Annotated in this window: 27 protein-coding genes and 3 pseudogenes; 20 read left to right on the forward strand and 10 right to left on the reverse strand. The window is 33.3% G+C overall.

Annotated elements, in window-relative coordinates:
- Positions 1–26: 26 nt before the first annotated feature.
- From HZR23_RS10655 to HZR23_RS10665, 4 genes are all read right to left on the reverse strand, one after another.
- Entirely contained in the window at positions 27–431 is a 405-nt protein-coding gene (locus HZR23_RS10655) for a tyrosine-type recombinase/integrase (RefSeq protein WP_213050229.1), read from the reverse strand.
- Positions 376–678, reverse strand: coding sequence for a tyrosine-type recombinase/integrase (locus HZR23_RS18060; protein WP_408641290.1), 303 nt, complete (start codon positions 676–678; stop codon positions 376–378). Before HZR23_RS18060 ends, HZR23_RS10655 begins: the two co-directional genes overlap by 56 nt.
- Positions 620–1,255 (reverse strand): site-specific integrase, encoded by a 636-nt coding sequence (locus HZR23_RS10660; RefSeq protein ID WP_213050230.1) that lies wholly within the window; start codon positions 1,253–1,255, stop codon positions 620–622. The genes HZR23_RS18060 and HZR23_RS10660 overlap by 59 nt, the downstream gene beginning before the upstream one ends.
- A 108-nt stretch (positions 1,256–1,363) precedes the next feature.
- A complete protein-coding gene (locus HZR23_RS10665) occupies positions 1,364–1,759 on the reverse strand; it encodes a helix-turn-helix domain-containing protein (protein WP_213050231.1) in 396 nt (131 codons plus the stop codon).
- A 789-nt stretch (positions 1,760–2,548) separates the two neighbouring features.
- Here HZR23_RS10665 and HZR23_RS10670 point away from each other — a divergent pair.
- From HZR23_RS10670 to HZR23_RS10710, 9 genes are all read left to right on the forward strand, one after another.
- Positions 2,549–2,989, forward strand: coding sequence for a nucleotidyltransferase family protein (locus HZR23_RS10670; RefSeq protein WP_213050232.1), 441 nt, complete (start codon positions 2,549–2,551; stop codon positions 2,987–2,989).
- Entirely contained in the window at positions 2,986–3,318 is a 333-nt protein-coding gene (locus HZR23_RS10675; RefSeq protein WP_213050233.1) for a HepT-like ribonuclease domain-containing protein, read from the forward strand. The genes HZR23_RS10670 and HZR23_RS10675 overlap by 4 nt, the downstream gene beginning before the upstream one ends.
- A 217-nt stretch (positions 3,319–3,535) precedes the next feature.
- Positions 3,536–4,480 (forward strand): hypothetical protein, encoded by a 945-nt coding sequence (locus HZR23_RS10680; protein ID WP_132849832.1) that lies wholly within the window; start codon positions 3,536–3,538, stop codon positions 4,478–4,480.
- A gap of 271 nt (positions 4,481–4,751) precedes the next feature.
- Positions 4,752–7,466 carry a TrlF family AAA-like ATPase gene (locus HZR23_RS10685; protein WP_132849831.1) on the forward strand — a complete coding sequence of 905 codons (2,715 nt, stop codon included), beginning with the start codon at positions 4,752–4,754 and terminating at the stop codon, positions 7,464–7,466.
- A 384-nt stretch (positions 7,467–7,850) separates the two neighbouring features.
- On the forward strand, positions 7,851–8,579 hold the full coding sequence (locus HZR23_RS10690) for a Fic family protein (protein WP_132849830.1): 729 nt from the start codon (positions 7,851–7,853) through the stop codon (positions 8,577–8,579).
- A 461-nt stretch (positions 8,580–9,040) separates the two neighbouring features.
- Positions 9,041–9,736 carry a hypothetical protein gene (locus tag HZR23_RS10695; RefSeq protein WP_132849829.1) on the forward strand — a complete coding sequence of 232 codons (696 nt, stop codon included), beginning with the start codon at positions 9,041–9,043 and terminating at the stop codon, positions 9,734–9,736.
- A 352-nt stretch (positions 9,737–10,088) separates the two neighbouring features.
- The gene (locus tag HZR23_RS10700; RefSeq protein ID WP_207667950.1) at positions 10,089–10,298 is read left to right on the forward strand and encodes a hypothetical protein; all 210 of its coding nucleotides are present in this window, start codon (positions 10,089–10,091) and stop codon (positions 10,296–10,298) included.
- A gap of 14 nt (positions 10,299–10,312) precedes the next feature.
- Positions 10,313–10,897: an NAD(P)H-dependent oxidoreductase gene (locus HZR23_RS10705; protein WP_132849828.1), complete on the forward strand. Its 585-nt coding sequence runs from the start codon at positions 10,313–10,315 to the stop codon at positions 10,895–10,897.
- A 231-nt stretch (positions 10,898–11,128) separates the two neighbouring features.
- Positions 11,129–11,887: a hypothetical protein gene (locus tag HZR23_RS10710; protein ID WP_213050234.1), complete on the forward strand. Its 759-nt coding sequence runs from the start codon at positions 11,129–11,131 to the stop codon at positions 11,885–11,887.
- Positions 11,888–12,736: 849 nt separating this feature from the next.
- On the opposite strand, the gene HZR23_RS10715 is transcribed toward HZR23_RS10710, so the two are convergent.
- The 3 genes and pseudogenes from HZR23_RS10715 to HZR23_RS10725 all read right to left on the reverse strand — a co-directional run bounded on the left by HZR23_RS10715 (position 12,737) and on the right by HZR23_RS10725 (position 14,879).
- Positions 12,737–12,982: a DUF2442 domain-containing protein gene (locus HZR23_RS10715; protein ID WP_213050222.1), complete on the reverse strand. Its 246-nt coding sequence runs from the start codon at positions 12,980–12,982 to the stop codon at positions 12,737–12,739.
- A gap of 12 nt (positions 12,983–12,994) precedes the next feature.
- Positions 12,995–13,280, reverse strand: a pseudogene (locus HZR23_RS17910) (DUF4160 domain-containing protein).
- A 421-nt stretch (positions 13,281–13,701) separates the two neighbouring features.
- A pseudogene (locus HZR23_RS10725) lies at positions 13,702–14,879 on the reverse strand (IS110 family RNA-guided transposase).
- 250 nt (positions 14,880–15,129) lie between these two features.
- Between HZR23_RS10725 and HZR23_RS10730 the strand changes: the two are divergent.
- The 6 genes from HZR23_RS10730 (at position 15,130) to HZR23_RS10755 (ending at position 19,914) form a co-directional block, all read left to right on the forward strand.
- Positions 15,130–15,447 (forward strand): nucleotidyltransferase family protein, encoded by a 318-nt coding sequence (locus tag HZR23_RS10730; RefSeq protein WP_213050235.1) that lies wholly within the window; start codon positions 15,130–15,132, stop codon positions 15,445–15,447.
- Positions 15,444–15,776, forward strand: a complete 333-nt coding sequence (locus HZR23_RS10735) for a HepT-like ribonuclease domain-containing protein (protein ID WP_213050233.1) — start codon at positions 15,444–15,446, stop codon at positions 15,774–15,776. The genes HZR23_RS10730 and HZR23_RS10735 overlap by 4 nt, the downstream gene beginning before the upstream one ends.
- A 259-nt stretch (positions 15,777–16,035) precedes the next feature.
- Positions 16,036–17,097, forward strand: a complete 1,062-nt coding sequence (locus HZR23_RS10740; protein WP_165913795.1) for an alpha/beta hydrolase — start codon at positions 16,036–16,038, stop codon at positions 17,095–17,097.
- A 183-nt stretch (positions 17,098–17,280) separates the two neighbouring features.
- Positions 17,281–17,925 carry an NAD(P)-dependent oxidoreductase gene (locus HZR23_RS10745; protein WP_132849822.1) on the forward strand — a complete coding sequence of 215 codons (645 nt, stop codon included), beginning with the start codon at positions 17,281–17,283 and terminating at the stop codon, positions 17,923–17,925.
- 372 nt (positions 17,926–18,297) lie between these two features.
- Positions 18,298–18,984, forward strand: a complete 687-nt coding sequence (locus tag HZR23_RS10750; RefSeq protein ID WP_132849821.1) for an aspartate/glutamate racemase family protein — start codon at positions 18,298–18,300, stop codon at positions 18,982–18,984.
- A 492-nt stretch (positions 18,985–19,476) separates the two neighbouring features.
- Entirely contained in the window at positions 19,477–19,914 is a 438-nt protein-coding gene (locus tag HZR23_RS10755; protein WP_132849820.1) for a hypothetical protein, read from the forward strand.
- A 342-nt stretch (positions 19,915–20,256) separates the two neighbouring features.
- On the opposite strand, the gene HZR23_RS10760 is transcribed toward HZR23_RS10755, so the two are convergent.
- Entirely contained in the window at positions 20,257–20,667 is a 411-nt protein-coding gene (locus HZR23_RS10760; protein ID WP_132849819.1) for a type II toxin-antitoxin system HicB family antitoxin, read from the reverse strand.
- A 39-nt stretch (positions 20,668–20,706) separates the two neighbouring features.
- The gene (locus HZR23_RS10765) at positions 20,707–20,901 is read right to left on the reverse strand and encodes a type II toxin-antitoxin system HicA family toxin (protein ID WP_132849818.1); all 195 of its coding nucleotides are present in this window, start codon (positions 20,899–20,901) and stop codon (positions 20,707–20,709) included.
- A 392-nt stretch (positions 20,902–21,293) separates the two neighbouring features.
- Between HZR23_RS10765 and HZR23_RS17805 the strand changes: the two genes are divergently transcribed.
- The 5 genes from HZR23_RS17805 to HZR23_RS10785 all read left to right on the forward strand — a co-directional run bounded on the left by HZR23_RS17805 (position 21,294) and on the right by HZR23_RS10785 (position 23,768).
- Entirely contained in the window at positions 21,294–21,521 is a 228-nt protein-coding gene (locus tag HZR23_RS17805) for a hypothetical protein (RefSeq protein ID WP_330571509.1), read from the forward strand.
- Positions 21,491–21,781: a GNAT family N-acetyltransferase gene (locus HZR23_RS17810; RefSeq protein ID WP_330615952.1), complete on the forward strand. Its 291-nt coding sequence runs from the start codon at positions 21,491–21,493 to the stop codon at positions 21,779–21,781. Before HZR23_RS17805 ends, HZR23_RS17810 begins: the two co-directional genes overlap by 31 nt.
- A 315-nt stretch (positions 21,782–22,096) precedes the next feature.
- Positions 22,097–23,155: a serine hydrolase domain-containing protein gene (locus HZR23_RS10775; protein ID WP_132849817.1), complete on the forward strand. Its 1,059-nt coding sequence runs from the start codon at positions 22,097–22,099 to the stop codon at positions 23,153–23,155.
- Positions 23,156–23,329: 174 nt separating this feature from the next.
- Complete coding sequence (locus HZR23_RS10780) at positions 23,330–23,575, forward strand: DUF6155 family protein (RefSeq protein WP_207667949.1); 246 nt, start codon at positions 23,330–23,332, stop codon at positions 23,573–23,575.
- Positions 23,576–23,606: 31 nt separating this feature from the next.
- A complete protein-coding gene (locus tag HZR23_RS10785; RefSeq protein ID WP_207667948.1) occupies positions 23,607–23,768 on the forward strand; it encodes a hypothetical protein in 162 nt (53 codons plus the stop codon).
- A 621-nt stretch (positions 23,769–24,389) separates the two neighbouring features.
- Here HZR23_RS10785 and HZR23_RS10795 read toward each other — a convergent pair.
- Positions 24,390–25,265 (reverse strand): annotated as a pseudogene (locus tag HZR23_RS10795) (IS91 family transposase).
- Between the last annotated feature and the right edge of the window lie 84 nt (positions 25,266–25,349).

A 25,349-nucleotide genomic window follows, 5' to 3' on the forward strand; every position in this document is an offset into this window, starting at 1 on the left:
GACCCGTAAAGATATAGGTAATCTCTCTACTCTTCATATGCCACCTCCAATGCTACAGAGCGGAGTTGCTCAATATCAATTGATAGATACAGGCGAGTTGTACTTGTATTTTCATGCCCTAGTATCCCTGTAATTACTGGGTAGGGTGTATTGTTTTTTAGTAGATTACTTGCCAAACTATGTCTCATAGAATGCAATCCATGTTTACGATCTGAATAAGATACCATCGCTTCATCCATATATCGAGTTATTACATAATGAAATACATTTGTTGATCCATAAGGTACAAATGGCGCTCGATGTCTTAAAAAAATATAGTGGGACTCTCCCTTTGGGCGACCATTTTTAATATAATCAATAATTGCATATTTAATATTATCGGGCAAGGGGATTTGAATTGGATTTCCTGTCTTTTCTTTGAATAAATTCAATTGTATTTTTGCTCCATTTTATGAATTCTAACTTCATTAACCGGATATCACCAGCACGAATTCCTAATTGTATGGCAAGCAATAAAATTAGATAATCTCTTTTACCTATGTCCTTATCTCTATTTACATGTGAAAGTATTTTCTTAAGTTCATCTTCATTATAGTAAGATGGAATACGCTCCATTTTATTAGAAAAAATAACAGGAAATAATTCTTTGCATGGGAGTAGTAATATACTTTTTTTCATATAAGAAGGATAAAAAGTTTCTTAATGTGAACAGAATACCACTTCTAGTAGACGTAGAATAACCCTTTTCGGAAATATATTTCACATATGAGAGAATAGGTTCTGGTTCCAGTAGACTAATTTTCCTTATACCAATTTTCTCAATATAATTAAGAAAACTTGTTAGTTGAATAGATTTACCTTCTATAGTCCTTTTAGTCAATCCAGATTCTAATCCAGTATTTAGAAATTCGGATAATATATCTGCAAATTCTGAGACTACCTGAACTCCTAATTTTTGATGACATTTAAGAATCTTACCATATAGTGCATACTCATTCAAAACTTTAATAGTCCTAAGATAAAATACATGGTGGTGCTTGAGGTTTTCTAATGATGGGATATTGTATTCTTCTTGAATAAATGACAAACATTTTTTATAAGAAAATTCTTCTATTCCATAAATACTGCATCGTTTTAATATTTTTCTCCAACAAGAACGATATCTGTTAATTGTATTTTTGGAATATCCAGAAGCACTAAGGTGTGATTCTACACTACTGATTAATTGTTTTAATGATATAGTAGTCATATTCATCACTGAATTCTCCTTTTCTATCTACTATATCAGAAATTATTATGCAAAGTTAAAAACAAATATTCTATTGAAATGTAACGATTTTAGCTACCAACTTCACATAATAAATTACTTTCCATAAGAGAGAGATATATCACCTTTATTTATGGTGCCATTATCAATTAACTTCTGATGTATTAAAGTTGCAGGTATTCGTGGGTATTCCTTTTTTAGAAAGCGAACCTGCTCCATTATATCTTCGTCAATTTTTCTGGGCTGTCCGGTGTCACGCCTTCGTTGTGGAATAAGGGTATCAAAGCCACTTTGCCTATAACTGTAGTACCACCGTTCAAGAGTTGAGGCAGAAATTTTTGTATCTTCACCTCTTGGATTGGTATAGGTTTTTTTAGCCGTATCAGAAAAAAACTCTTTTATACTTTTATCTTCATCGTAGGTTCCACTTACTATTGGAGCGATGATCCCGTATCTAAAAAGCGCAATATTTCTTCTTGCTTCATCATTCATCTTTAAAATCCTCCTTCTATTTAAAGTATATTTAGAGTTTAGAATATAAAAAACAAATGGTAAAACAGGCTTATGTGGTTTTATGTAAATATAATATTTGGTATGCATTTAATCTGCATAAACTGCCGTTTGAATGTAGAAAGACAGTGTCTTATGATGGATACGATATCATCGGCAATAGAAAATCCGAAAGCAGCAAGAGCTTCCTTCCAGTACCTTAAATACATACTGATAACATATCTGATGTTACTTTCATCTATATATTCATTGGTAGTCATAATGGATTCAAATGAATCATTGGAAATATATGCTCTTATCATTGATATATGGTCATTAAGAAGTATTTGGGAGTAAGGAACGATAAACTTAGGGAATATGGCATGCGTCTTGCCCACGGCGTTTACATTTCATGCGCAAAATGGACAGTGTAATGAAACCTTCGGGTGTCTTAATAGAACGGTTATAGTAACCATGTTTAATAAGGCAGCCAGACAAGGTACAGGAGCAAGATAATTGGTAGAGGTTTATAGTATCAAGAAATTTATTATATGAAATTTGATTAAATGTATTGATTTTATCTGTAATTAGAGTTATCATAATATTGTTTTATGGGGACAGAAGTTGAATTGTGGTAGAGGAGACTTCTGTCTTTCTTTCTAAATAAATATAGACTGTAATAATAACATAAAAAGGATAACCATTAAATAGGTTGACAAGAATTTAGTCAACTACTTGATGTTTATCCTTTATTTATTTCAAATAGATTTTGTCAATTGAGTTGCACATAAAATGCCGTTCTATAGGTGGTCTATCTCTAAGGACCAGTTCAGGGACGTCGCAAACACGGAAACGTTAGATGACAGACTATCAAACTTTGTAATAGCAATAAATGTTGTAAGAATATGTAAAAAACTGTATAATAGATTAGAGGTGAATCTAATGAAATCAATTGACTTATTAAATGAAAAGCGAATTGAGATACTTAAAGTTGCGGAATTAAATGGTGTAGTTAAAATAAGCCTATTTGGTTCAGTTGCTAGGAAACAAGATAATGATAAAAGCGATATTGATTTTTTAGTTGAGTTTGAGGACGGGAGAACTTTGTTTGATTTAATTAGATTAAAACATGATTTAGAATCGTTATTAGATAAAGAAGTAGACGTAGTTACAAAGAAATTATTACATCCATTGATTAAAGAGCAAGTAATGACAGAGGCGGTGGAGATATGAAAGATGATAAAATATATTTAATTCATATAATTGAATCTATCAGAAGTATAGAATCGTATATAGAACCTGGAGAATCTGAATTTTTCAGATCAAAACTGATCCAAGATGCTGTAATTAGAAATTTAGAAATTATAGGGGAAGCAACAAAAAGAATTTCAAAAGAATTGAGACTAAAAGAGTATGACATTCCATGGAAAGAGATGGCAGGACTAAGAGATGTATTGATACATGATTATTTCGGAGTTGACTTAGATATTTTATGGAATGTGGTAAGAAAAGAGTTACCTAGAATACATATTTTAATTCAAAGCTTAATAGAAGAAACGTAAGGGGAGTTATTACTAGGTGATGACTCTTTTTGTCCATCATCTAACAATGTGTTTTCGTAAAGGTGCTAGGAAGTATGCAACTAGAGAAATATCAGCGCACAACATCCCTTCACCGGGAACGAAGTTCCGCCAGAACGGTCTATCTTTGAGGTCCGGCTCAGGGACGTCGTAAACACGGAAACGTTATGCTAAATTATACTAAAGAGGTGTCTTGTATATGAATTATTATTCAATCAATGGTTTAAAGTTAGAAGAAATAAATGATAAAAATTTTCATATATCAGAATTTAACAAACAATATTCATATAAAGGAGATAACATTTTATATTCTATCGATAACGAATGTGTTAGTTTATACGATGTTTTTCAAGATGAAATTTTTCCAAATAGACATGAGTACTATAGTAACATTGGTAAAATACCTATGTGGATTTATCATGCAGGATTAGATTCCGATTTTTGGTTAGATAAAGATTCTTTTCAGAAAAATGTTAATAGTATTAATGAGGAAGAGTTTCATAAGCATTTATATTTAGCCGATTGTCAATCATTGATAAGTTCAGTTCAGAATACAATTATGAATACAAACTGGAACTTTATTAACTTTTATATTACGCTAAGTGAAGTTGAGTTTCATAGCTTAGGAAACAAAAATGATGTAATTTGGACTACTTCAGGAAAGTCTGCATTAGTTTTTTCAACTTTAAACAACTATATTATTTCTATATATTCTATCTTTGATTTGTTGACTAAAGTAGCTTATGAGTTAGAAAATCTAAATGACGAATTTAGTAAATATCCTAAACTAAGATCATTAAATAAACTCTATGGAGATAAGAAGAAACTAGAGAAAATTGATTTTAGAGGTACTATTTTTGAGGATTGTATAACAGTGAAGACTATAGTTAATTTGAGAAATGAACTAATACATAATGGGTCATGGGAGCAACATCAAAAGATATTTCATGTTATTAAAGAAAATGAGCTGGTAGAGAGGTTTATATTACAACCTGATTTTACTAATGGAAATATAGATAAGGTTGTAAATAGAAAAAGATTTTTTTCAGCTAGTAGTAAGATTAATGAAGAACTTCCATTCTTACATATTGATATTCTGCAAAGATTAAATAATACAATTTCTAAACTCAAGAAAGTGAGATAAGTTAAATAAATTTCGCATAACAATGTTTTTGCGTAAAGGTGCTGGAAGCACGCTTTTATGGAACGGTCAGAGCACCACATCCTTTACCGGGAGCGAAGCTCCGCCAAGGGGGAAGGGTTAGTTGGGTCCGGCTCAGGGATGTCGCAAACACGGGAACGTTATGTGAACTTGCGAAAAAATAAAGAAAAAAACCGCCACTTTTATTACCGGCGGACATGGTATCACCTAAGCAATGATATTGAAAAACGAATAATTGAAAAGGGGTGTAGAAATGAATTTTAGTAGAGGTTCTGAATGGATGAAATGGGATTTACATATTCATGCACCAACTAAATATACCTGTGCAAAGAATGATTGTTTTCTTGGAGAAACATTGGAGGAAAAACAAGAAAATTTTATTAAAGAGTTGGAGACATTAACAGACATAAAGGTACTTGGAATAACGGATTACTTTTCTTTGGATGGATACAAACTTATATTATCAAATAAGGAGAGACTATCGAATATAGATTTGATATTGCCAAATATAGAGTTGCGAATCACACCAGTTACAGGAGAAAATAGAAAAATAAATCTACATATAATTCCTAATATTGAAGTTTTATCTATTGAAGATATAGAAAGTTTTCTACATAAATTTGTAATGCCTCCCCATAACTATACTTGCAAAGAAAATCATCTTATTAAATATGGAGAATTACTAGAAGGAAATATAAGTGAAGAGGCTAAGTTTAAACGAGGATTAAATGAATTCGTAATATCTTACGATAAATTTTTTGAAGTTTTGAATAATGAAACTCAAAGTTTTAAAGAAAATGTTTTGGTTGCAGTTTCAAATAATAGTACGGATGGGGCTTCAGGAATAAAAGATATTCAGGGAATAAGGAATATAATTTACAATGGGGTAAATGTAATATTCTCAGGACAACCAAATGACAGAGAATATTTTATAGGAAAAAGGACTGACTCGAAACCAACAATCATAGAGAAATATGGGAAGTTAATTCCATGTATTCATGGTTCAGATTATCATGGTTCAAAGGATGGAAGAACGATATGTATTCCCGATAAAAAGAGATTTTGCTGGATTAAGGCAGACACAACTTTTGAAGGATTAAAGCAAATAATGTTTGAACCAGATGATAGAGTAATGATACAGGAAAACAAACCAGAAGATAAAACTGGATATCAAGTAATTGATTCTATTCAATTATCAGGCAAAACTTGGAATCAAGAGATATTATTGAATCAAAACCTAAATACAATAATTGGTGGACGATCCACTGGAAAATCTACATTGCTTACTTCAATAGCTAAAAAAATAAATCCCAAATTATATGTCGATAATGAATTTATAGAAAGCTTAAATAGCAGTATAAAAATAAATTGGAAAGATACGGAAGAAGGTGTTGACAGAGATATTGATTATTTTGAACAAAATCATATGTTTAATATTGCGAAAAGTAGTGAAAAAATAGATGAGTTGGTATCATCAATCATTAAAGATAGAAATGAAAACGAAATTATACTAAATTATAATAAATTTTGTCGTGAAAATAAGGAATATATCGAAAGCAACATAAATATTATTTTTAAAGTTCGAGCTGAGTTAGATGTACAGAATAGACAATTAAAAGAAATGGGAGATAAATTAGGGGTAGAGAAAGAAATATTAAAGTTAGGCAAAGAAATTGAGCTGTTAAGTCAAAAGACAGAAGAACAATCCAAATTATTAGATGAATATGCAAAGCTATCTGAAAGAATACTTATCTTAACAAATGTAATTGAAAAATATAAAAATGATATAAATGAACTTAATTATCAAAAGGGAAAAGAAATCTTTGATACAGATGTAATTTATCGCTTAAATTCTTTAAGTGATGAGTTAAGAAGAGAAATTATAGACTTTTTTGAGGTTTTAAAACTGGAAACACAAACCAAATGGAATCAAGAAATTGAATCAAAAATAGATATACTAACAAAAAGTATAAATGAAAAACAAATAGAAATTGATAGAATTAAAGAAGAAAAGAGTTTTGCAGATGGAAAAAAAATACTTGAAGAAAACAAGGCATTTGAAGAATTTCAGAATAAATTAAAAATTGAAAAAGAAAAATTAGAAAAAATAAAGGAAATGGAAAAGGGAGTTTCAGTTAAAGAAAAACAGTTAAGTGATTTAAAAGAGAAAATAATTTATTCTCAATTACTATATAAGGAGAAAATAGAAAAACTTAAGAATGAATTTTCAATTGAAGCTGAGGGAATAAAATTCAATGTGGAAGTTAAGTTTTCAAAAGACAACCTAGATAATTTTCTAAAGGAAAGACTTAATTTACAAGGGAATGAAAAACAGAAATATATTGTTGACTTTGTTGAAAACTTTAAAGATGATACAAAGAATAAAATCGAAGAGTTTTTAAATAAAGCTTTGAATAGAGAGTTTGATTTTAAATCAATTTATAAAAATAAAGAATCATTGGTTACAAATGAGCTATTGTCAGAAAATTGGTATAAAATTTCTTTTGACTTAGTTTATCAGAATGATAAATTTTTCAATATGTCACAAGGGAAACAAGCTTTTGTAATATTGAAATTATTATTGGAATTTAGTGGAAAAAGATGCCCTATATTAATAGACCAGCCAGAAGATAGTTTGGATAATAGAGCTATTTATAATGAGCTTGTTCAGTATATAAAAACTAAGAAAAAGGAAAGACAAGTTATATTAGTAACGCATAATCCGAATATTGTTGTCGGAGCTGATGCAGAGCAAGTAATAGTGGCGAATCAGCATGGAGAAAACTCTAAAAATACAAATGGTCTAAAATTTCAATATGTTGCGGGAAGTTTAGAAAATACAAAGAAATTGGATTTGTCAGAGCAAGTAGTATTAAAATCACAAGGAATAAGAGAGCATGTTTGTGATGTTCTTGAAGGTGGAAATATTGCTTTCAAAAAGAGAGAAGAAAAATACAATATAAAATAATAAACATCACTTGTTAAGAAAAATGGAATTGTATAGAAAAAATATCTGGAGCGACCTCATATCGCTCCTTATGTCTAAAAAGGAGAGCAACCATATGGGGAGGACAAGCTTCACATAACAATATGTTTACGGGAGGTGCTGGCTACACGTTTTTAGGGAGAGGTCAGCACACTACATCCCTATCGCCGGGAACCGAGTTCCGCCAAGACGGTCAATCTTCAGGGTCCGGCTCAGGAACGTCGCAAACACGGGAACGTTATGTGAAATCAGGATTAAATATATGGTAGATGTATTAAAGCTACTAGTATGGGTAAATTATGTTTGTAATAATTACCAGAAGGTATTATAATAGGGCTATGAATAATCTATTGGCGGAGGAAGTTTATGTTTGAACAGATTGATCAAAAAAAAGAATTAATAGATAAGAAAAGACCACTACAGATTAATACCATAAAAAGTATTAGAGAAAGCTTACTATTAGACTGGACGTATAACTCAAATGCAATTGAGGGAAATACTCTTACACTTTCTGAAACTAAAGTTGTGTTAGAAGGTATTACTATTGGTGGAAAAACATTAAAGGAACATTTAGAAGCAGTAAATCATAAAGAGGCAATTCTTTATGTAGAAGATATAGTCAAGAAAAATGAAGATTTTTCAGAATGGCAGATCAAAAGTATTCATAGATTAATACTTAAAGGTATTGATGACGAGAATGCTGGAGTGTACAGAAAAGAAAATGTACTTATTAGTGGAGCAACTCATATTCCACCAGATTATTTTATAGTACCAGAACAAATGTCGGAGTTATTAAAATGGTATAATCTAGAAGGCCAGTTGTTACATGTAATAGAAAGGGCTGCATTACTACATATAATTTTTGTAAAAATTCATCCTTTCATAGACGGAAACGGTAGGACAGCCAGGTTACTGCTGAATCTTGAGTTAATGAAAAATGGATTTCCTCCTATTATAATTAGAAAAGAAGAGAGAATTGATTATTATAATGCATTAGATAAAGCTCATACAATTGATGATTTCAACGATTTTATTAAATTAGTAGTAGATTCATTAAATAGAACATTAGATTTATATTTGAAGTTGATGAAGTAACCGTCAATTGGAAGTGACCTTAAATTTTATAGGGTCACTTTCTATTTAGGCTAGGGTTAATCCTGACTTCACATAACAATGTGTTTGCACAAGGGTGCTGGATGCACGAGTCAGTGGAAATGTCAGCGCACCACATCCCTTCACCGGGAGCGAAACTCCACCAAGGGGTAGGGTTAAAACGGGTTCGGTTCAGGGACGTCGTAAACAAGGGATCGATAGGCGGGACATGTCACTTGCGCGCCATGCCCACCTATCAGTGACGCCGGTTCCCGAGGACACGGCTCGTAGCGCTAAGCGCCACGTCGCCTATCGGCCGGTGCCCGGCCAATGCCCAAATGTCCTTCGGACACTTCGGGAACCGGCGTCACTGTTATCTGCAATCACTAAAGTAATGTTGTGGTATCCGTTGAAGGGTTTATAAGATAAGGAACTTTATTTTGGAGGATTGAAAGGAATTGGTTATGAGCTTAAAACGGTTATTAGATATTGAAGGTCAAAATGGAGTGCCGGGATATTCAGTGCAATTATTTTCTAATGAATTAGAAATAGAAATTGTTTTGGCAGGAAAAAATATTATTCTGATTCCTGAGGATGAGAGAAATTTAAACATATACAAATTATTCGAAAACAACTGTGATTTATTTTTTTGTACAACACAAAAATTGGACGATTTTAAATTCTATCCTGTTCCGAGTTTTTGGATTTTCGCAGTTGATAGTATAGGCAATTGTTTTGGAACTATTGGTGGGGCAGGGAGTATTACAGATCATGAATATCCGGTTGGATATGTAAGTAAAAAAGGGACTCATGGAAAAATATCAAATAGTTTGAAGGAATTCTTAGAACTCGTTACTTTTTATCCTTACTGGCGAGATATTATTAAGTATGAGCAAATGGAAATATCATATGATTTAAGAGGTATGGAGAAAAGAATGGAAAAAAATGCACATTACTTAGATAGTCAGCAGGAAATAGCGAGAATACTTAAACTTACTAGGAATCCTAAGTCGGTGGAACTTTTAAAAACGAATATCAGTTATACATCAGAATTTGAAGTGTACTGTTCAAAAAAAGAAGCTCAAAAGCTATATAAATTTTGTGATATATCATTTAAAGATGTGACTTCAGGGAAGTTTGAGGTCAGTGACAGCAGATAACAATGTGTTTTCGCAAGGGTGCTAGAGGGCAGGTTTATGGGGGGAGGGTCAGCGCACCACACCATCTCGCTAACCGAGTCAGTCGCAGCATTAGCCGACCCAGAGGGTGCCCCGGCATTAGCAGCTCCTTGTAAGCTCGAAGGCGTCGCAAACACGGAAACGTTATCTGACATTAGTGATTATATACGTAAATTTTTGCAGAGGAAAGGAAGAGGAAAATATAATGATTAACTAGCATGGTAAAAAGTTTATTAGCATACAAAATACTGAAAATGGAGAGGTTTCATCAAATACGATTTTTGAGTATTATCAGAAAGGGGATATAGCTTGGGCTGATTATTCCGGCGGAAATGTGAAACATGGAAGTTTGATAGCAATTGTAAAAGAGGATGGCTGCTTAGAAATGAGATATCACCATATAAATGAGAAGAATGAGTTTATGACAGGAATTTGTTATTCAAAACCGGAAATTTTACAAAGTGGAAAACTTAGATTATTTGAAGAGTGGCAATGGACTTGTAAGGATAATTCTAAAGGGACATCCATAATAGAAGAATTATAGAGGGGAAGATTTGAATGCATATTTTTATTGTATATTCTCATCCTGATGAATACTCATTCACACATTCAGTCCTAGATTCATTTATTCTAGGGATTAAGGAATCGGGTCATACATATGAGTTATCAGATTTATATAAAATGGGGTTTAGAAGTGATATGAGTTTAGATGAATATAAGAGAGAATCGAGTCAAAATATATCTTTACCTATTCCTGTAGATGTGAAATATGAACAAGATAAAATGAAAAGAGCAGATTTAATAGTATTTGTTTATCCTTTATGGTGGAGTGATTGTCCAGCAAAACTAAAAGGTTGGTTTGATAGAGTGTATACAGTTGGATACGCATATTCCGATGATCATTCTGAATCAAAAATTAAAATACAAAAAGGATTAGCTATTTGTACTGCCGGTCATACTGAGAAACACTTAGAAGAAGTTGGAGTAGCAGAGAGTATGAGAAAAATATTACTGTATGATAGATTGCAAAATGTTGGTATTAAAGAGACAGAACTTGTTATTCTTGGAGGAACGGCAAATAAAGAGGAACATGTATATAAGTATAATTTAGAAAGAGCATATAAATTAGGCAAGGGATTATAGCAGAAGAAGAAACCACGTCACGTCAGATAACAATGCATTTGCATAAAGGTGCTGGAAGCGCTGTCTAGGGAAAGGTCAGAGCACCACACACTTCTCACTGGGAGCGAAGCTCCACTAGTGGGTATTCCTTTGGGGTCCAGTTCGAAGGCGTCGCAAACACGGAACCGTTAGGAGACATGCCCCATCTGATACTTAAGTGACAAGTTTATAAATTGATGTTTGGAGGGAATTATGGAGAAGAATGATAGATTTGAACTTATTGAAATTTATGGTGAACCAGCAGTAGAGGTGGTTTCTGAATTATTTCTTGAAGGTGCGGCAGGAGCTATAATTCCTGGATTTACAGCAGTTATATCTAATATTAAGCAGAAACGATATGAGCGCAATATTAATAGGCTTCTTTCAGAATTTCAGGTGCAGCTGAACGACATGAAACTTAAGTTTGATGATATATCAGAAGAAAGAAAGATTGCGTTTAGTAGCGAGTTTTCCGACATGATTGTTGATTATGTAAGTGAAGAAAGAGATGAAGAAAAAATTCCGTATATTGTTAATGGCATCAGGAATCTTATCAACGATACTAAGGATGTTGATAATACGGCATTATATTTTGATGTACTTAAGAGTCTAAGAAAGATAGACATATTAGTCTTAAAGCAATTTGATTATAACTCCCCTGAATACTTTGAGAATAATTTCCAAAAGTTTCTTGATGAATTGTCATTGGAATATGACGAATATAGGTTTATCAAAGATAAGCTTTTAAGATCTGGATTATTGATTTCCTCATATGATAAGGACCAAAAGGAGATATATGAGACACTCCTAGAGCTTTCTAAGTTCCTAAATGAGCTTGAAAAGGGAAAAGCGAAGAAAGTTTCGAATAAGCTCAAGAATCCCAAAATCAGAAAGGACGAAAGAATTCAACTGTGCCAGTTTGGAAGAAGCTTCATTGATTTCTTTGCTGAAGATTCAAGCAATAAGATTTAGTCTATCGCATTGGGACGATGATACACGTCTCCTAACAGCGAACTCACGACATGGACAATAATTCGGAAAGATGTCCACGTCGTAAGTTCACGGAACGTTATCAGACACATCAAGTAAACTATATCTTTTAGACGGGGATATTGGAAAATTGAATTAATATGATGAGAAGTTAAAATGTTGGTTTGAAGAATTTCTTTTTCAAGATTAGTTAGTTAAAAAGATTAAGTTTTATCATAACGACATAGTTTGTTGGTGTAACTGGAACTATACTCTAATAATATTTGTTAGCTATTAAGTAGAAGTTAAGTCGTTTGTTATGTAAATTATAACTGACATCGAGATACCTGAGGGGCGGATTTTGCTAGGGATAGTTTTGAGGGTTTCGGTAGAAAGATGAGGAGCTATCATAGAAAGCACTATCAGAATAGAAATTGTTCAATTACAATGTTTTGGATTATATATGTTAAATAACAGTTGCTAAGGCACGATCTTCGATGGTCGGGTTGCTAAGGCACAATCTTCGATGGTCGGGTTGCTAGGGCAGGTTTTTAGGGTGTCGGTGTTGTCTAGGTAGAGAATCTAGAGTTTCTGTGTAAAGCAAAATACCAAGAGGTTTAGAGGATTGCTAAAATACTGTGGACGATGCATCTGATAACAATGTGTTTACGCAAGGGTGCTGGATGGCAAGTTTTTTTGAAGGGTCAGAGCACCACGTTCCCTTCACTGGGAACAAGTTCCGCCAAGACGGTATATTGCTGGGGTCCAGTTCAGGGAAGTCGCAACACGGAGGCGTTAGACGTCATTTGTATAGCTATTGACAAAAAAAGAAAGATATCCTTCATGGATATCTTAGGAATAGTTATAAGGTTCACTTTTTTCATATAAAAATTCTGGACATAAATCTGCTTCATTGTCCCAACATATTGTATCAAAACAAACCTTAACAGTATTGAATAATTTTTCGTCCACCAACTGTTTGAAAATGCCATCAGTTAAATAAGGAGAAACATTAAATATTCTCTTTTCATTGTTTTCGAATGTTAGTAGTAGATGATAATTCTCAAGTGGCTGAACACTTTTAATTGCTAAGTACATAAATGACACCTCCTATTTCAAAGGTTCTATTTTAAATGGTAATTCACTGTTCATAGCGAGTTGCCAGTTGGCTAAGAGTTCATCTTGATGAATTTCAGCCCAGGCAAGTACAAGTTTTAGCTGTTTTTGGTAAGTTGCCTTCTGTAATATCACAGGAGTTAATATCGATTACGGATTTATAATCTTGGTAATATGCATGAAAATGTGGGGGGTTATGTTCACCTGGAGCACAATACATTCTTATTATTATTCCATAAAACATAGATATCGTAGGCATACATATCATTCCCCTTCTCATTAGTTATTACATATATATTATACCATTTTTGGTTTAAGAGCAAAATGATTTTAGTGGGTAGGACAACGACGTCTAACAATGTGTTTGCAAAAGGTGCAACTAGTACGTTCTTAGGGAAAAGTCACTGCACCACATCCCTTCACCGGGAGCGAAGCTCCGCCAATGGGGTGGGTTCTATGGGTCGGTTCAGGGACGTCGCAAACACGGAAACGTTAGATGACAGACTATCAAACTTTGTAATAGCAATAAATGTTGTAAGAATATGTAAAAAACTGTATAATAGATTAGAGACTAACTATATGAAGTCAAGAAAAATTTCGTATTTAAAGAAGTCATGAAGAAAATAATTTTAAAGACATCTATTACAAAAAAATGCATGACAAACAGAGCAACTCAGTTGCTCTGAAAAAAATAGATTAAATTAGACTTGTGGAACAAATGCAGTATTGTTTTTTAGGAGGTAGTAAATTACCCTAATTAACTTTTTACCGACATGGCATCTGGCAACATTGAAGTGTTTGCCTTCAGAACGCTTTTTGACCATATAATCACTAAAGACTTTATCGCGCATAGCAACAAGTCTAGATGCTTGCATAATAGCCCACCTAAGGTATGTAGAGCCTCTCTTAACCATTGGAGTTTTAGATGCATTGTAAGTCCCAGATTGGTAAGTAGAAGGATCCATACCTGCAAATGCAAGAAGTTTAGTGGGTTGGAGAAACGATCAATATGACCAATTTCAGCTAATATAATGGCAGCTAGAGTATATCCAATGCCAGGAATAGTAATGAGTGGGGTATTGAGTTCTTGTACGACTAATTTAATTTGATTATCTAATGCATCTATTTCTGTTTGTACAGATTGTATGAGGCGAATAGTTTGTTGTAATTCGAAGGCTGTAGAGCGATTGCTTGACCCAATAGATTTGATAGCAAGCTCTTTTAAAGCAATTGCTTTCTCTTTGCTATATTTACCTTTAGAGGCTGTTCTTATTAGGTTTGTCAACTTTGTCAGATTGCAGTTGTAAATACTATCGGGGGTTGGTAATTCAATTAATAATGCATAGCTGGAACTTTGGTGTATAGACCAAAATAAGCTTGGCAATTCAGGAAAAATGATATCTATTAAGCGACTAACTGAAAGTTTAAGTCTAGAACGGTAACTAACCATTCTATGACGGTGTCTTGTTAGTGACTTTAGCTCCTGAATCTGATATGATACTGGTGAATAGGATTTAGATTCATCAGTAAAGAGCATAGTTGCAATGACCTTAGCGTCGGTCTTATCTGTTTTAGTTTTCCTAAGGGTTTGAGCCTTACGGAAAAGATTAGTAGCCAATGGATTTAGGATGGTGACCTGAAAGCCTTTGGAATACAGATAATTTGTGATATTTGTGCTGTAATGACCTGTTGATTCAAGTCCTATTTTTACGTTGTTAATACTCTTGGAGCCAAGAGCAGAAAGGATAGAAGAATATAGGGTATCAAAACCTTCCTTAGAATTAGAAATACGTAAAGAATTAGTATGAATAACACCATCAGAGTCTAAGATACAGCAATCGTGTTTAGCTTTGGCAACATCAATGCCCACAAATAACATAGTAATCAACTCCTTAAATATAGTACGCTATGTTTCCACAAACCCTATGTTAAATGTATCCTTGCTATATATAAAACGTCAAAGCGTTATCTAACTAATTAACAAATGAACATAGAGCTGTGGTTATAGCCTCAAAAGAAACAGTCGGCTGTATAGGGACAGCTGCCGTAGGTGAACAAACTAATCCACAGCGCCTATAAAGATTATATAGAAAATAATCTAGAAAGGAAAATGTATAATGACTTCCCCTATGTTTTCATTATACAAGGTGAATCTAATGAAATCAATTGACTTATTAAATGAAAAGCGAATTGAGATACTTAAAGTTGCGGAATTAAATGGTGTAGTTAAAATAAGCCTATTTGGTTCAGTTGCTAGGAAACAAGATAATGATAAAAGCGATATTGATTTTTTAGTTGAGTTTGAGGACGGGAGAACTTTGTTTGATTTAATTAGATTAAAACATGATTTAGAATCGTTATTAGATAAAGAAGTAGACGTAGTTACAAAGAAATCATTACATCCATTGATTAAAGAGCAAGTAATGACAGAGGCGGTGGAGATATGAAAGATGATAAAATATATTTAATTCATATAATTGAATCTATCAGAAGTATAGAATCGTATATAGAACCTGGAGAATCTGAATTTTTCAGATCAAAACTGATCCAAGATGCTGTAATTAGAAATTTAGAAATTATAGGGGAAGCAACAAAAAGAATTTCAAAAGAATTGAGACTAAAAGAGTATGACATTCCATGGAAAGAGATGGCAGGACTAAGAGATGTATTGATACATGATTATTTCGGAGTTGACTTAGATATTTTATGGAATGTGGTAAGAAAAGAGTTACCTAGAATACATATTTTAATTCAAAGCTTAATAGAAGAAACGTAAGGGGAGTTATTACTAGGTGATGACTCTTTTTGTCCATCATCTAACAATGTGTTTTCGTAAAGGTGCTAGGAAGTATGCAACTAGAGAAATATCAGCGCACAACATCCCTTCACCGGGAACGAAGTTCCGCCAGAACGGTCTATCTTTGAGGTCCGGATCAGGGACGTCGTAAACACGGAAACGTTATATGAACATTGCCCAATCATGTCAAAGTATTTTTATGGGCCAAAAAATAAATACAACAGGAGTGTATTATATTATGATATTAAAACACAAAAAGAAAGTAATTCTTATTTTAGTATTAATTCTAATAATATATTTTCCTACTTTTACTCCAAAAATAAGAGATGATAATAATAAAGTAGTTGAGAATAGTATTGCTGAATTATCTACCATTAAACTTGGTGATATTGACCAATCTATTATGATTAGGGGAAATGATATAGATAATCCAATAATATTATTTCTTCATGGTGGACCAGGCTATTCATTCATAAGTTATGCTAGAAAATTTCAGAGTCATTTAGAAGAGAATTTTGTTGTAGTAAATTGGGATCAAAGAGGTTCAGGAAAATCATATTCATTTTTTATTGATAGTGATACAATGACTCAAGATCAATTGGAAGACGATACAATAGAATTAATTGACTATTTATGCGATAGATTTAACAGAGAAAAAGTATATATAGTAGGACATTCTTGGGGAACAGTACTTGGAATAGAAACAATTCAAAATGTACCAGAAAAGGTCATAGCTTTTGTAGGTATAGGACAAGTGGTAGATGATGTTGATGGAGAAAAATTATCTTATAAGTATGTGTTAGAAAAAGCAACTGAGGAACAAAATGAAAAAGCGTTGGCTGAACTAGAAGAAATAGGAGAACCACCATATAAAGATAGTAGAAAAGATACATTTGTTCAAAGAAAGTGGTTGAAAAAATATGGCGGTTTTGAATTAGAGGTTATTACAATAAATGAAATTATAAAGGGGAGTTTATTTGCACCAGAGTATTCATGGAGAGATGGTGTTAATTTTCTAATAGGTAATCTGTATTCAATAGATACTTTATTTATTAATAGAGAAAAAGCAGACTTTAGAGAAAAATATACAAGTTTTAAAGTGCCAGTTTATTTTTGTGCAGGAAGACAAGATTATAATACTCCTTCAATACTTGTAGAAGAATATTACAATATTTTAAAAGCACCTAAGAAGAATTTTTACTGGTTTGAAGAATCAGCCCATGAACCACATTTAGTAGAAGAGGAGAAATTTTCAAATATTATGCTAGAGATTCATGAAAAAACAGGAGATAATTACTGATTGGGCACATCATATAACAGCGTATTACCAACATTATCAGCATGAAATATATATAAGAGAATTGGCTAATCTGATAACGTCGGGGATACGTGTAACGTTATGTAAAATAAGCCCATAAATTACGGGGTTAGTTCTTCGAGGGTCTTAACAACATGATAAAAATAAAAATAAGGAGTTATATATATGAACGAAGTAACTATTAAGAAAACTATTGCAATTGTAGGTGGGACAGGAAAAGCAGGTAGATTTTTAATACAAAAATCGATTGAGAATAATTATAAAGTTAAAGTATTAGTGAGAAACCCAGAGAAAATGACAAATTGCAAATATGACATTGATATAGTTAAAGGTGATGCAACAGACAAAGACGATATAAGAAATTTACTTAAAGATTGTAATGTAGTAATAAGTACAGTAGGACAACCTCCAAAAGCTGAGCCTATATATAGTATTGTAACTGAAAATATATTGAATGTTATGAAAGAAAATGGAATTAGGAGGTATATAGTAGTATCAGGGGCTCCAGTCAATGATCCAAGAGATAAAAAAGATGTTTTCAATATGATTATAGCAAAAATGATGAGATGTTTTTTTCCTAAAATGATGATAGACAAGCAGAAAGAATTAGAAATTTTAATGAAGAGTGATTTGGATTGGACACTGGTACGGTTACCACTAGTAAAAGAAGGGTTTCCTGTTGGAAAAATTAAGGAGAGTCTAGAATGTGTACCTGGTACAAAAATTGATAATATGGATATTGCAGACTTTCTTATAGATCAGATTGCTAAAGAAGAGTACATAAAATGCTGTCCATTTATTTCAGGTTAAAAGGATAGGAAATTCTCTTAGGGCTTTATGGGCTTTCTTTACATAACAAAACATTTGCATAAAGGTGCTGGAAGCACGTTTTTGGGACAAGTTCAGCACCACACCTTCTCACTGGGAGCGAAGCTCCGCTAAAGGGTATTCCTTTGGGGCCAGTTCGAAAGCATCGCAAATGCGGAACGATAGGCGGGACATGTCACTTGCGCGCCATGCCCACCTATCAGTGACGCCGGTTCCCGAGGACACGGCTCGTAGCGCTAAGCGCCACGTCGCCTATCGGCCGGTGCCCGGCCAATGCCCAAATGTCCTTCGGACACTTCGGGAACCGGCGTCACTGTTATACGACATGAAAGAAAATCAAGGAGGAGTCATCAAATGAAAAAGTCAATAGGTATATTAGCTGGAATGGGTCCAAGATCCACATCACCTTTTATTGAATTAGTACTTGATCAATGCCAAATTCAATATGGTGCAAAATATGATATAGACTATCCTGCAATTATGATTTACTCTCTTCCTACACCATTCTATTTAGATCGACCAATTGATCATGACGAAATGAAAAAAACAATAATTAAAGGACTTCAACATATTGAGGCAACAGGTGTAAACTATATTGCCATGCCATGTAACTCTGCACACATATATTTTAATGAGTTAAAGAAAGAAATAAATATTCCAATATTAAATATTATTGATGAAACAATAAAAAAGATAGGTTCAAACAGAAAGATAACTATATTTGCAACTGAAACAACATTTAATTCGGGGCTATATCAAGAAGGAATATCAACTTCAGATAACCAATTCATATTTAAGGATAGTTGGCAAGAAAGGATAAATACTATAATTCAAATGATAAAAGAGACAAGGGAATTATATGAAATTGGTTTTTATTGGGACGAATTAATAAAAGACGCTATTGAAACTGATGTTGTTGATATAATTATAGCTTGTACTGATTTAAGTGTTTTGAAAAATAATTTTAGCGATAAAATTAATTTTATAGATTCATCCCAAGTTCTAGCAGAGTCAGTAGTAAAAGAATATTTAAAATACTAGTTTTAATAAGAAACAATTGACCCACGGTCGTATAACAGCGTGTTTACAGTAGGTGCGGGATGGCACGTTTTAAGGGAAAGGTCAGCGCACCACATCCCTTCACCGGGAGCGGAACTCCGCCAAGACGGTCTATCTTTTAGGTCCGGTTCAGGGACGTCGTTACACACGGAGACGTTAGCCGAAATAATAGTTAAAGTGTATAAAGGGGGATGAAATTATTGCAGAGTCAGGATGAGTTCGTTATAAGAATTGATTTTGAATTATAGCGAATTACAAATATATTTAATTTGTGGCTTTCAATGACTATTACCATACTAATCTCTATACTTATTGATATCAGCCATTGCTATAATGACATGGGTTTTTAGATTGCCCGCTGATTATATCGACAAAATTAATTACTTTAATATGATGAGTGAAGTTTATAAAGTCCAACTTTTTGTTATAGAATTACAGTTGATACTAAATTAAGGGACTTAAAGGAGATCAAAAATGAACAACAAATCAATAAGTATATTACCTGTATTCGTCATTGTTTTAGGTATATTTTTAAATATTCCAGAATTTTTAATGGGAGATGCTGCAACAACAAAAAACGTTGTTACAACATTTATGTATACGACTACCTGGACATTTGTTTTAACATATGTCATCAAGAACAAGAATTATATCGCTATAAAGTGCTATATTTTATTTTGGATTATAACTTTAGTTTTTTCGATGTTAATGGCATATGTTAATGTAGTAGTTATTCCCCCTATAGTAGATTGGGCTATTCCTTTTGTGATTGTGTTTTTAACTCCATGGTATGGAATCCAATTTTTAATTGAAAACAATTTGGCATTTTCTATTGTAATAGCCTCTATATCTTTAGTGATTTGTAAAATTTTATTAGTAGCTCTTAAACAAGCGAAACAGCACGCAAAATAAATACTAAAAATATATGAAATATAAGTAGATTATTCTTTTATTAGAAAACACTATTTTATTTCTAAATTTCAAGAAAAGTCCTATAGATACTAAGTAACAAATAATAATTACAAAAAAAATTATAAGATAAAAGATTTGAGGTTAGACGGCATATAACAATGTGTTTACGGAAGGTGCTGGCAGCACGTGTGATGGGAAAGGTCAGGCACCACATCCTTTCACCGGGAACGAAATTCCACCAAGGGGTAGGATCAGGCGGGTCGGTTCAGGTACATCGTAAACGCGGGAACGTTATACGCTATGCTATCTGAATATAGTTTTTTCCCAAAAAAGAAAAGAGGCCTAGTGCCTCTCGCGAATACCTAGATGTTCTTTTAAAGCAGATTGAAGAACTTGTGAGAAGTTTATGTTATTATCAATTGCAAGTTTATTGAGCCATTGTGGTATTGAAAGGGTTTTCTTAACAGAAAAATTTTCAACAGCTTCCCTCACTATAGGCATAAGAACCTCAACAAGTACAACAACTTGGTGTGATTCAAGATTAATTTTATTAATTGTAGTGGGGACGGGCACATCATCTCCATCTTCTTCCATACCGTATAAATGAAGCCCCAAAGCTTCTTTTGCCATATAGATTGCTTCTTCATCAGTATCAGCACAGGAAAAGCAACCTGGCAAATCAGGAAAAAATATTGAAATACCATCATCAGCATAATCAAACACAGCAGGATAAATATAGCGGTCTTTTTTCATGACGAGCTCTCCTTTCAAGTTAGTTATGGAGGGCAGAAATTAGATGTTAATTCCTGCTTGCTGTAAAATACTTTTTACTGTTTTAGTTGGCATGTCTTTTCGAGGACGTGGAATGGTAACCTTACCTTTTTTACTTAAATGTTTAAAGTGATGATGACTACTATTAGCCTTGAAAAAATACCATCCATCAGATTCAAGGATTTTAATCAGCTCCATCGAAGAATATGTTTTCATCTAGTATCCCCCCATACACTAATTATAGTACGTAGTATAATACGTGTCAACCAAGGCATTTTAGCAATGTATTAGAGGATTCGCACAGCGTATAACAATGTGTTCGCGCGAAGGTGCTGGTAGAATGGTTTAGAGGAATGTCAGCGCACCACATCCCTTCACCGGGAGCGAAGCTCCGCTAATGGGTAGGGTCAAGTTGGTCCGGTTCAGGGACGTCGCAACACGGGGGCGTTAGATGACACAACAATATCTGAGCAGGGTTCTGAGGTCAGTTGATTTGTATTATGCTACTAAATATCAGCAAAGCGTGGTTAGCAAAGATTAGCTATAGTTTTTTATAAAAGATATGAAAGTTGTGTAGCAGAGATTTTAAATCAGTGGGGGACAAACAATTGTGCAATTATTTAATTAGAGAAATGAAGTTAGATGAAATAGACATTCTTAAAGATATGCTATATGAAGCTATTTTTCAGCCAGATGAAACAAACTTATTGTCTCGAGAGGTTATTGAGCAACCAGAGTTAAGAGTTTTTTTGAGGATTGGGGACAAGCTGATGATTTATGTTTTTTTGCAGAAATTGATGGGAAAATCGTCGGTTCAGTGTGGACAAGAATATTAGCTGGAGAAGTGAAGGGGTTTGGAAACATAGATGATCAGACACGTGAATTTGCCATTGCTATATTTAAGAAATACAGAAATAAAGGCATTGGAACTGCTCTAATGAAAAGTATGATACAGCATTTAAAGGAACGTGGTTATAAGAGAGCTTCTTTGGCAGTACAAAAAGAAAATTATGCTGTTAGAATGTATCAAAAGGTTGGTTTTGAAATAGTTAAAGAGTCTGATGAAGAATATTTAATGGTCTATAATATGAGTTAATACTAGAAAATGATTAGAATACACTCTTGTAGTTGAAGTACGCTCCTTATATAATGATCAGCAAAAGATGAAGGTATGGTTGCAAGCCATTCCCACAAGGGTACAAGAAGCACGGTCAAGAAGTGAGTCTCTGTCGGTACCGTCACGGAGTAGGGTCAGCACCACACCTTCTCATTGGGTGCAAGCACCACCAAAGGCTTATTCCTATGGGGTCCAGTTCGAAGGCGTCGGGAATGGCAGAAACGTTAGGCGCAAGCAAAAACATCTGATATATATAATTTTGTAAAATAACCGAATTAAGGAGATGAGAAAAGGATGGTGAATGAGAAATTACTAAATGATATACTTAATAAAATGGTTGACAAGAAAAGGATTTTTAGTGCTGTTCTGTGCGTGGAGAATAGCGACAAGAGTTTTTCTTGGACCGGGGCAGTGGGTAATATGGAAAAGGACAGTAGATTTTTTATTGCAAGTGTTACTAAACTGTATGTAACAGCAGTAGTGATGCAACTTATTGAGGAGAATCGTATAGCATTAAGTGATAAAATATCAAAATATTTACCAGATCACTTTTGTGAGGGACTTCATGTCTTAAAGGGCGTCGACTATTCGAATGAGATTACTATTGCTCATTTGATTTCTAATACATCGGGTTTGCCTGACTATTTTTATCATAAGCAAGATAATGGTAGAACCGCTGCTGACGAACTGATGGAGGGTCATGATGAAGCCTGGCATTTGGATAAAACAATTGATTTAATAAAGGAGCTTAAACCCAATTTTAAGCCAGGGGCTAAGGGGAAAGCAGCGTATTCTGATTCGAACTACCAGCTTCTAGGTAGAATCATAGAAAATGTGACAGGGCAAAATATCGGTGAAGTTTTTCATGACTATATATTTTCTAAATTGGATTTGCCTAACACCTATGCATATAGTGATGTTAACGATAATACACCCGTACCTTTTTACTATAAATCTCAACAGTTATGGCTACCTCAATACATAGCATCAGTAACAGTTGAAGGTGGAATTGTTTCAACAGCTGATGAGGTAATGATCTTTTTAAAAGAATTTTTTAATGGGCGATTCTTCCCAAAGGAAAGAATCAATAATTTAAAGCAGTGGAACTTCATTCTGCCACCGCCAGGACTATTTCAATTTGGAATAGGTTTAGAAAAGTTATGGGCACCAAGAATCGTGTCACCATTGAAGCCAATTAAAGAGATAGTAGGTTTTTGGGGACAAACGGGATCTTTTGCATTTTATAATCCCCAAACAGACCTATACTTCTGTGGTACAACTAATCAGATAAACGGACAAGGCCATAGGTTAGCTGGTAATGCGATGATGAAAATAATCAAATCTGTATTGTAAGTATCTATTTAAATTGCCAGCGCCTAACAGAGGCTTAGTAGACATCGGGTAGAAGGTTTTTAAGGAAAGTCCGACGTCGCTAAGCCTCGAAACGTTATGTGAACATTCACCGCTCTTTGTTCTGAGGTATATTTTTTATTTATTAAGTTTTTGATTATGGAGGTAGATTCTAGAATGGATATAAAAATAACTGAATTAAGAAAATATTTATCTGAAAAAAGTCATAATGAACTCAAGAATGAAATAATCGATTTATTTAAGAAGAGTAGTGATGTTAAAGAATACTACTTTTTAAAAGTAAAACCTAATGCAGAAAAAGATTTAATGGAAAAATACAAGAAAATTATTGAGAACGAATTTTTTCCAGCAAGAGGAAATAAGTTTCCAGATTATAAAGTTTTAAAAAAAAGCGGTAAATGACTATAAAAAAATATCTCAAAGTCCTAAGTTCTTGGCAGAATTAATGATGCCATATGTTGAAAATGGCGTAGAATTTACTAATTGTTATGGAGATATTGATGAAAGATTTTATAATAATATCGCAGGTATGTATGAAAAGTCTATAGATGTAATATTAGAAAATAGTTTAGAGAACGATTTTAAAGATAGATGACTAAAAGTAATGGAAGAAAGTAGCCATATCGGGTGGGGCTTTGGGATGTTTATGGAAGATTGTTACTACAATAGTATAGGTCTTTGTGAAGACGAAGAAGAATAATATTAAAGCATGGGTTTGGGAACAAGCGGTAAACATCACATAACATTTAGTGGTGTATCAGAAGTTGAGCATAAAAAATCTCGCTTTAATAACGAGAATTCAGAGCTCAATTTCTGATACACCTTGTTGAATGATAGCCGCGTGGATATTTACGAGCTATGGAGATTCAATTGATTTTTTCTTTTATATATGATTTCTTCATTAAAATTTGACCTAAGTTTAGTGGATACAACTTGAAAATATTCAATATATAACCATTACTAGAGTATGAAGCCCCCTCCCCATAAAAGCATATATTTAAAAAAAGTATTAAATTATAATAAAGCTAAGAGGAATCAATCATATCTAAAGATAGATCATGCTGAGATAGCATATAACCTTTTTTGCAATGAGGACATAAGTGAATATCACTACCCATCATTTTAATAAGTATCTCAGCAGAGGTTAGTAGTAATTTAACCTTAGGATGAACTTTACCAGTTAAAAGTGTAATTAATTTTTTACACGATTCTAAGGCTATTTTTTTGTTCTATTACATAATATTCCAAAGTGATGGATTTTAACAAATCTAGGTGGAAGAACATGAAGAAGAAAACGTCTAATAAACTCCAAAGCATACAAAGACATAAGCTTCTGTTTGCCACCATCTTTGTAGTCCTTCTATTTAAAAGTAACCATATCATTTTCAACCTTAACAATACGATGATTAGAGATAGTGACACGATGAGTATAATTTTCAAGGTATTTCATGATATGACTAGGCTTTTTAAAGTTAGGCTTAGAATCGACATTCCAAGGTATAGAATATAAAAAATCAATAAGCTCCTGAAACTTATTAGGGTCTTTTAAATAGTCGATATCTCCAAAGAAATTTAGCTCATTATTAGCATACAACCGTTTAAGATAAAAGAGAAATTTACCACGAAATACCGTTCCGAGGACCTTAATATGGATAAAGAATTTCTTTTTCGTTTGAACAAATTTAGTAGAATTCATAGCTAAGCCACCACCAGGAATAATACAATGAAGATGAGGGTGAAATATAATGTTTTGTCCCCAAGTATGTAAAATAGAAGAAAATCCAATACTAGCACCTAAATGTTTAGGATCACTAGAAAGTTCCAAAAGAGTTTCAGAAGCAGCTTTAAACAAAAGATTATATATTTTCTCTTGGTTAAACAGAGTAATTAAGCGTAGCTCTTGGGGAAGAGTAAAGACTACGTGAAAGTAGTGAATAAGTAGCAAAGATTGCTCTTGCTTATTTAGCCACAGTTCTCTTTTAAAATCTTGACATTGAGGGCAGTGTATATTTCTACAGGAGTCGTAGGAAATGATTTCATGACCACATTCTCTGCAAGTATGAACATGGGCATTATGGCAGAAGTGCGGCAGGTCTCAATAGCTTTCATTACCTTTGATTGATTAATAGTTACCCCATATTTTTCTCGGCACAATGCTCCATACTTATTAAAGATA

Source organism: Serpentinicella alkaliphila, assembly GCF_018141405.1.
Classification (GTDB): domain Bacteria; phylum Bacillota; class Clostridia; order Peptostreptococcales; family Natronincolaceae; genus Serpentinicella; species Serpentinicella alkaliphila.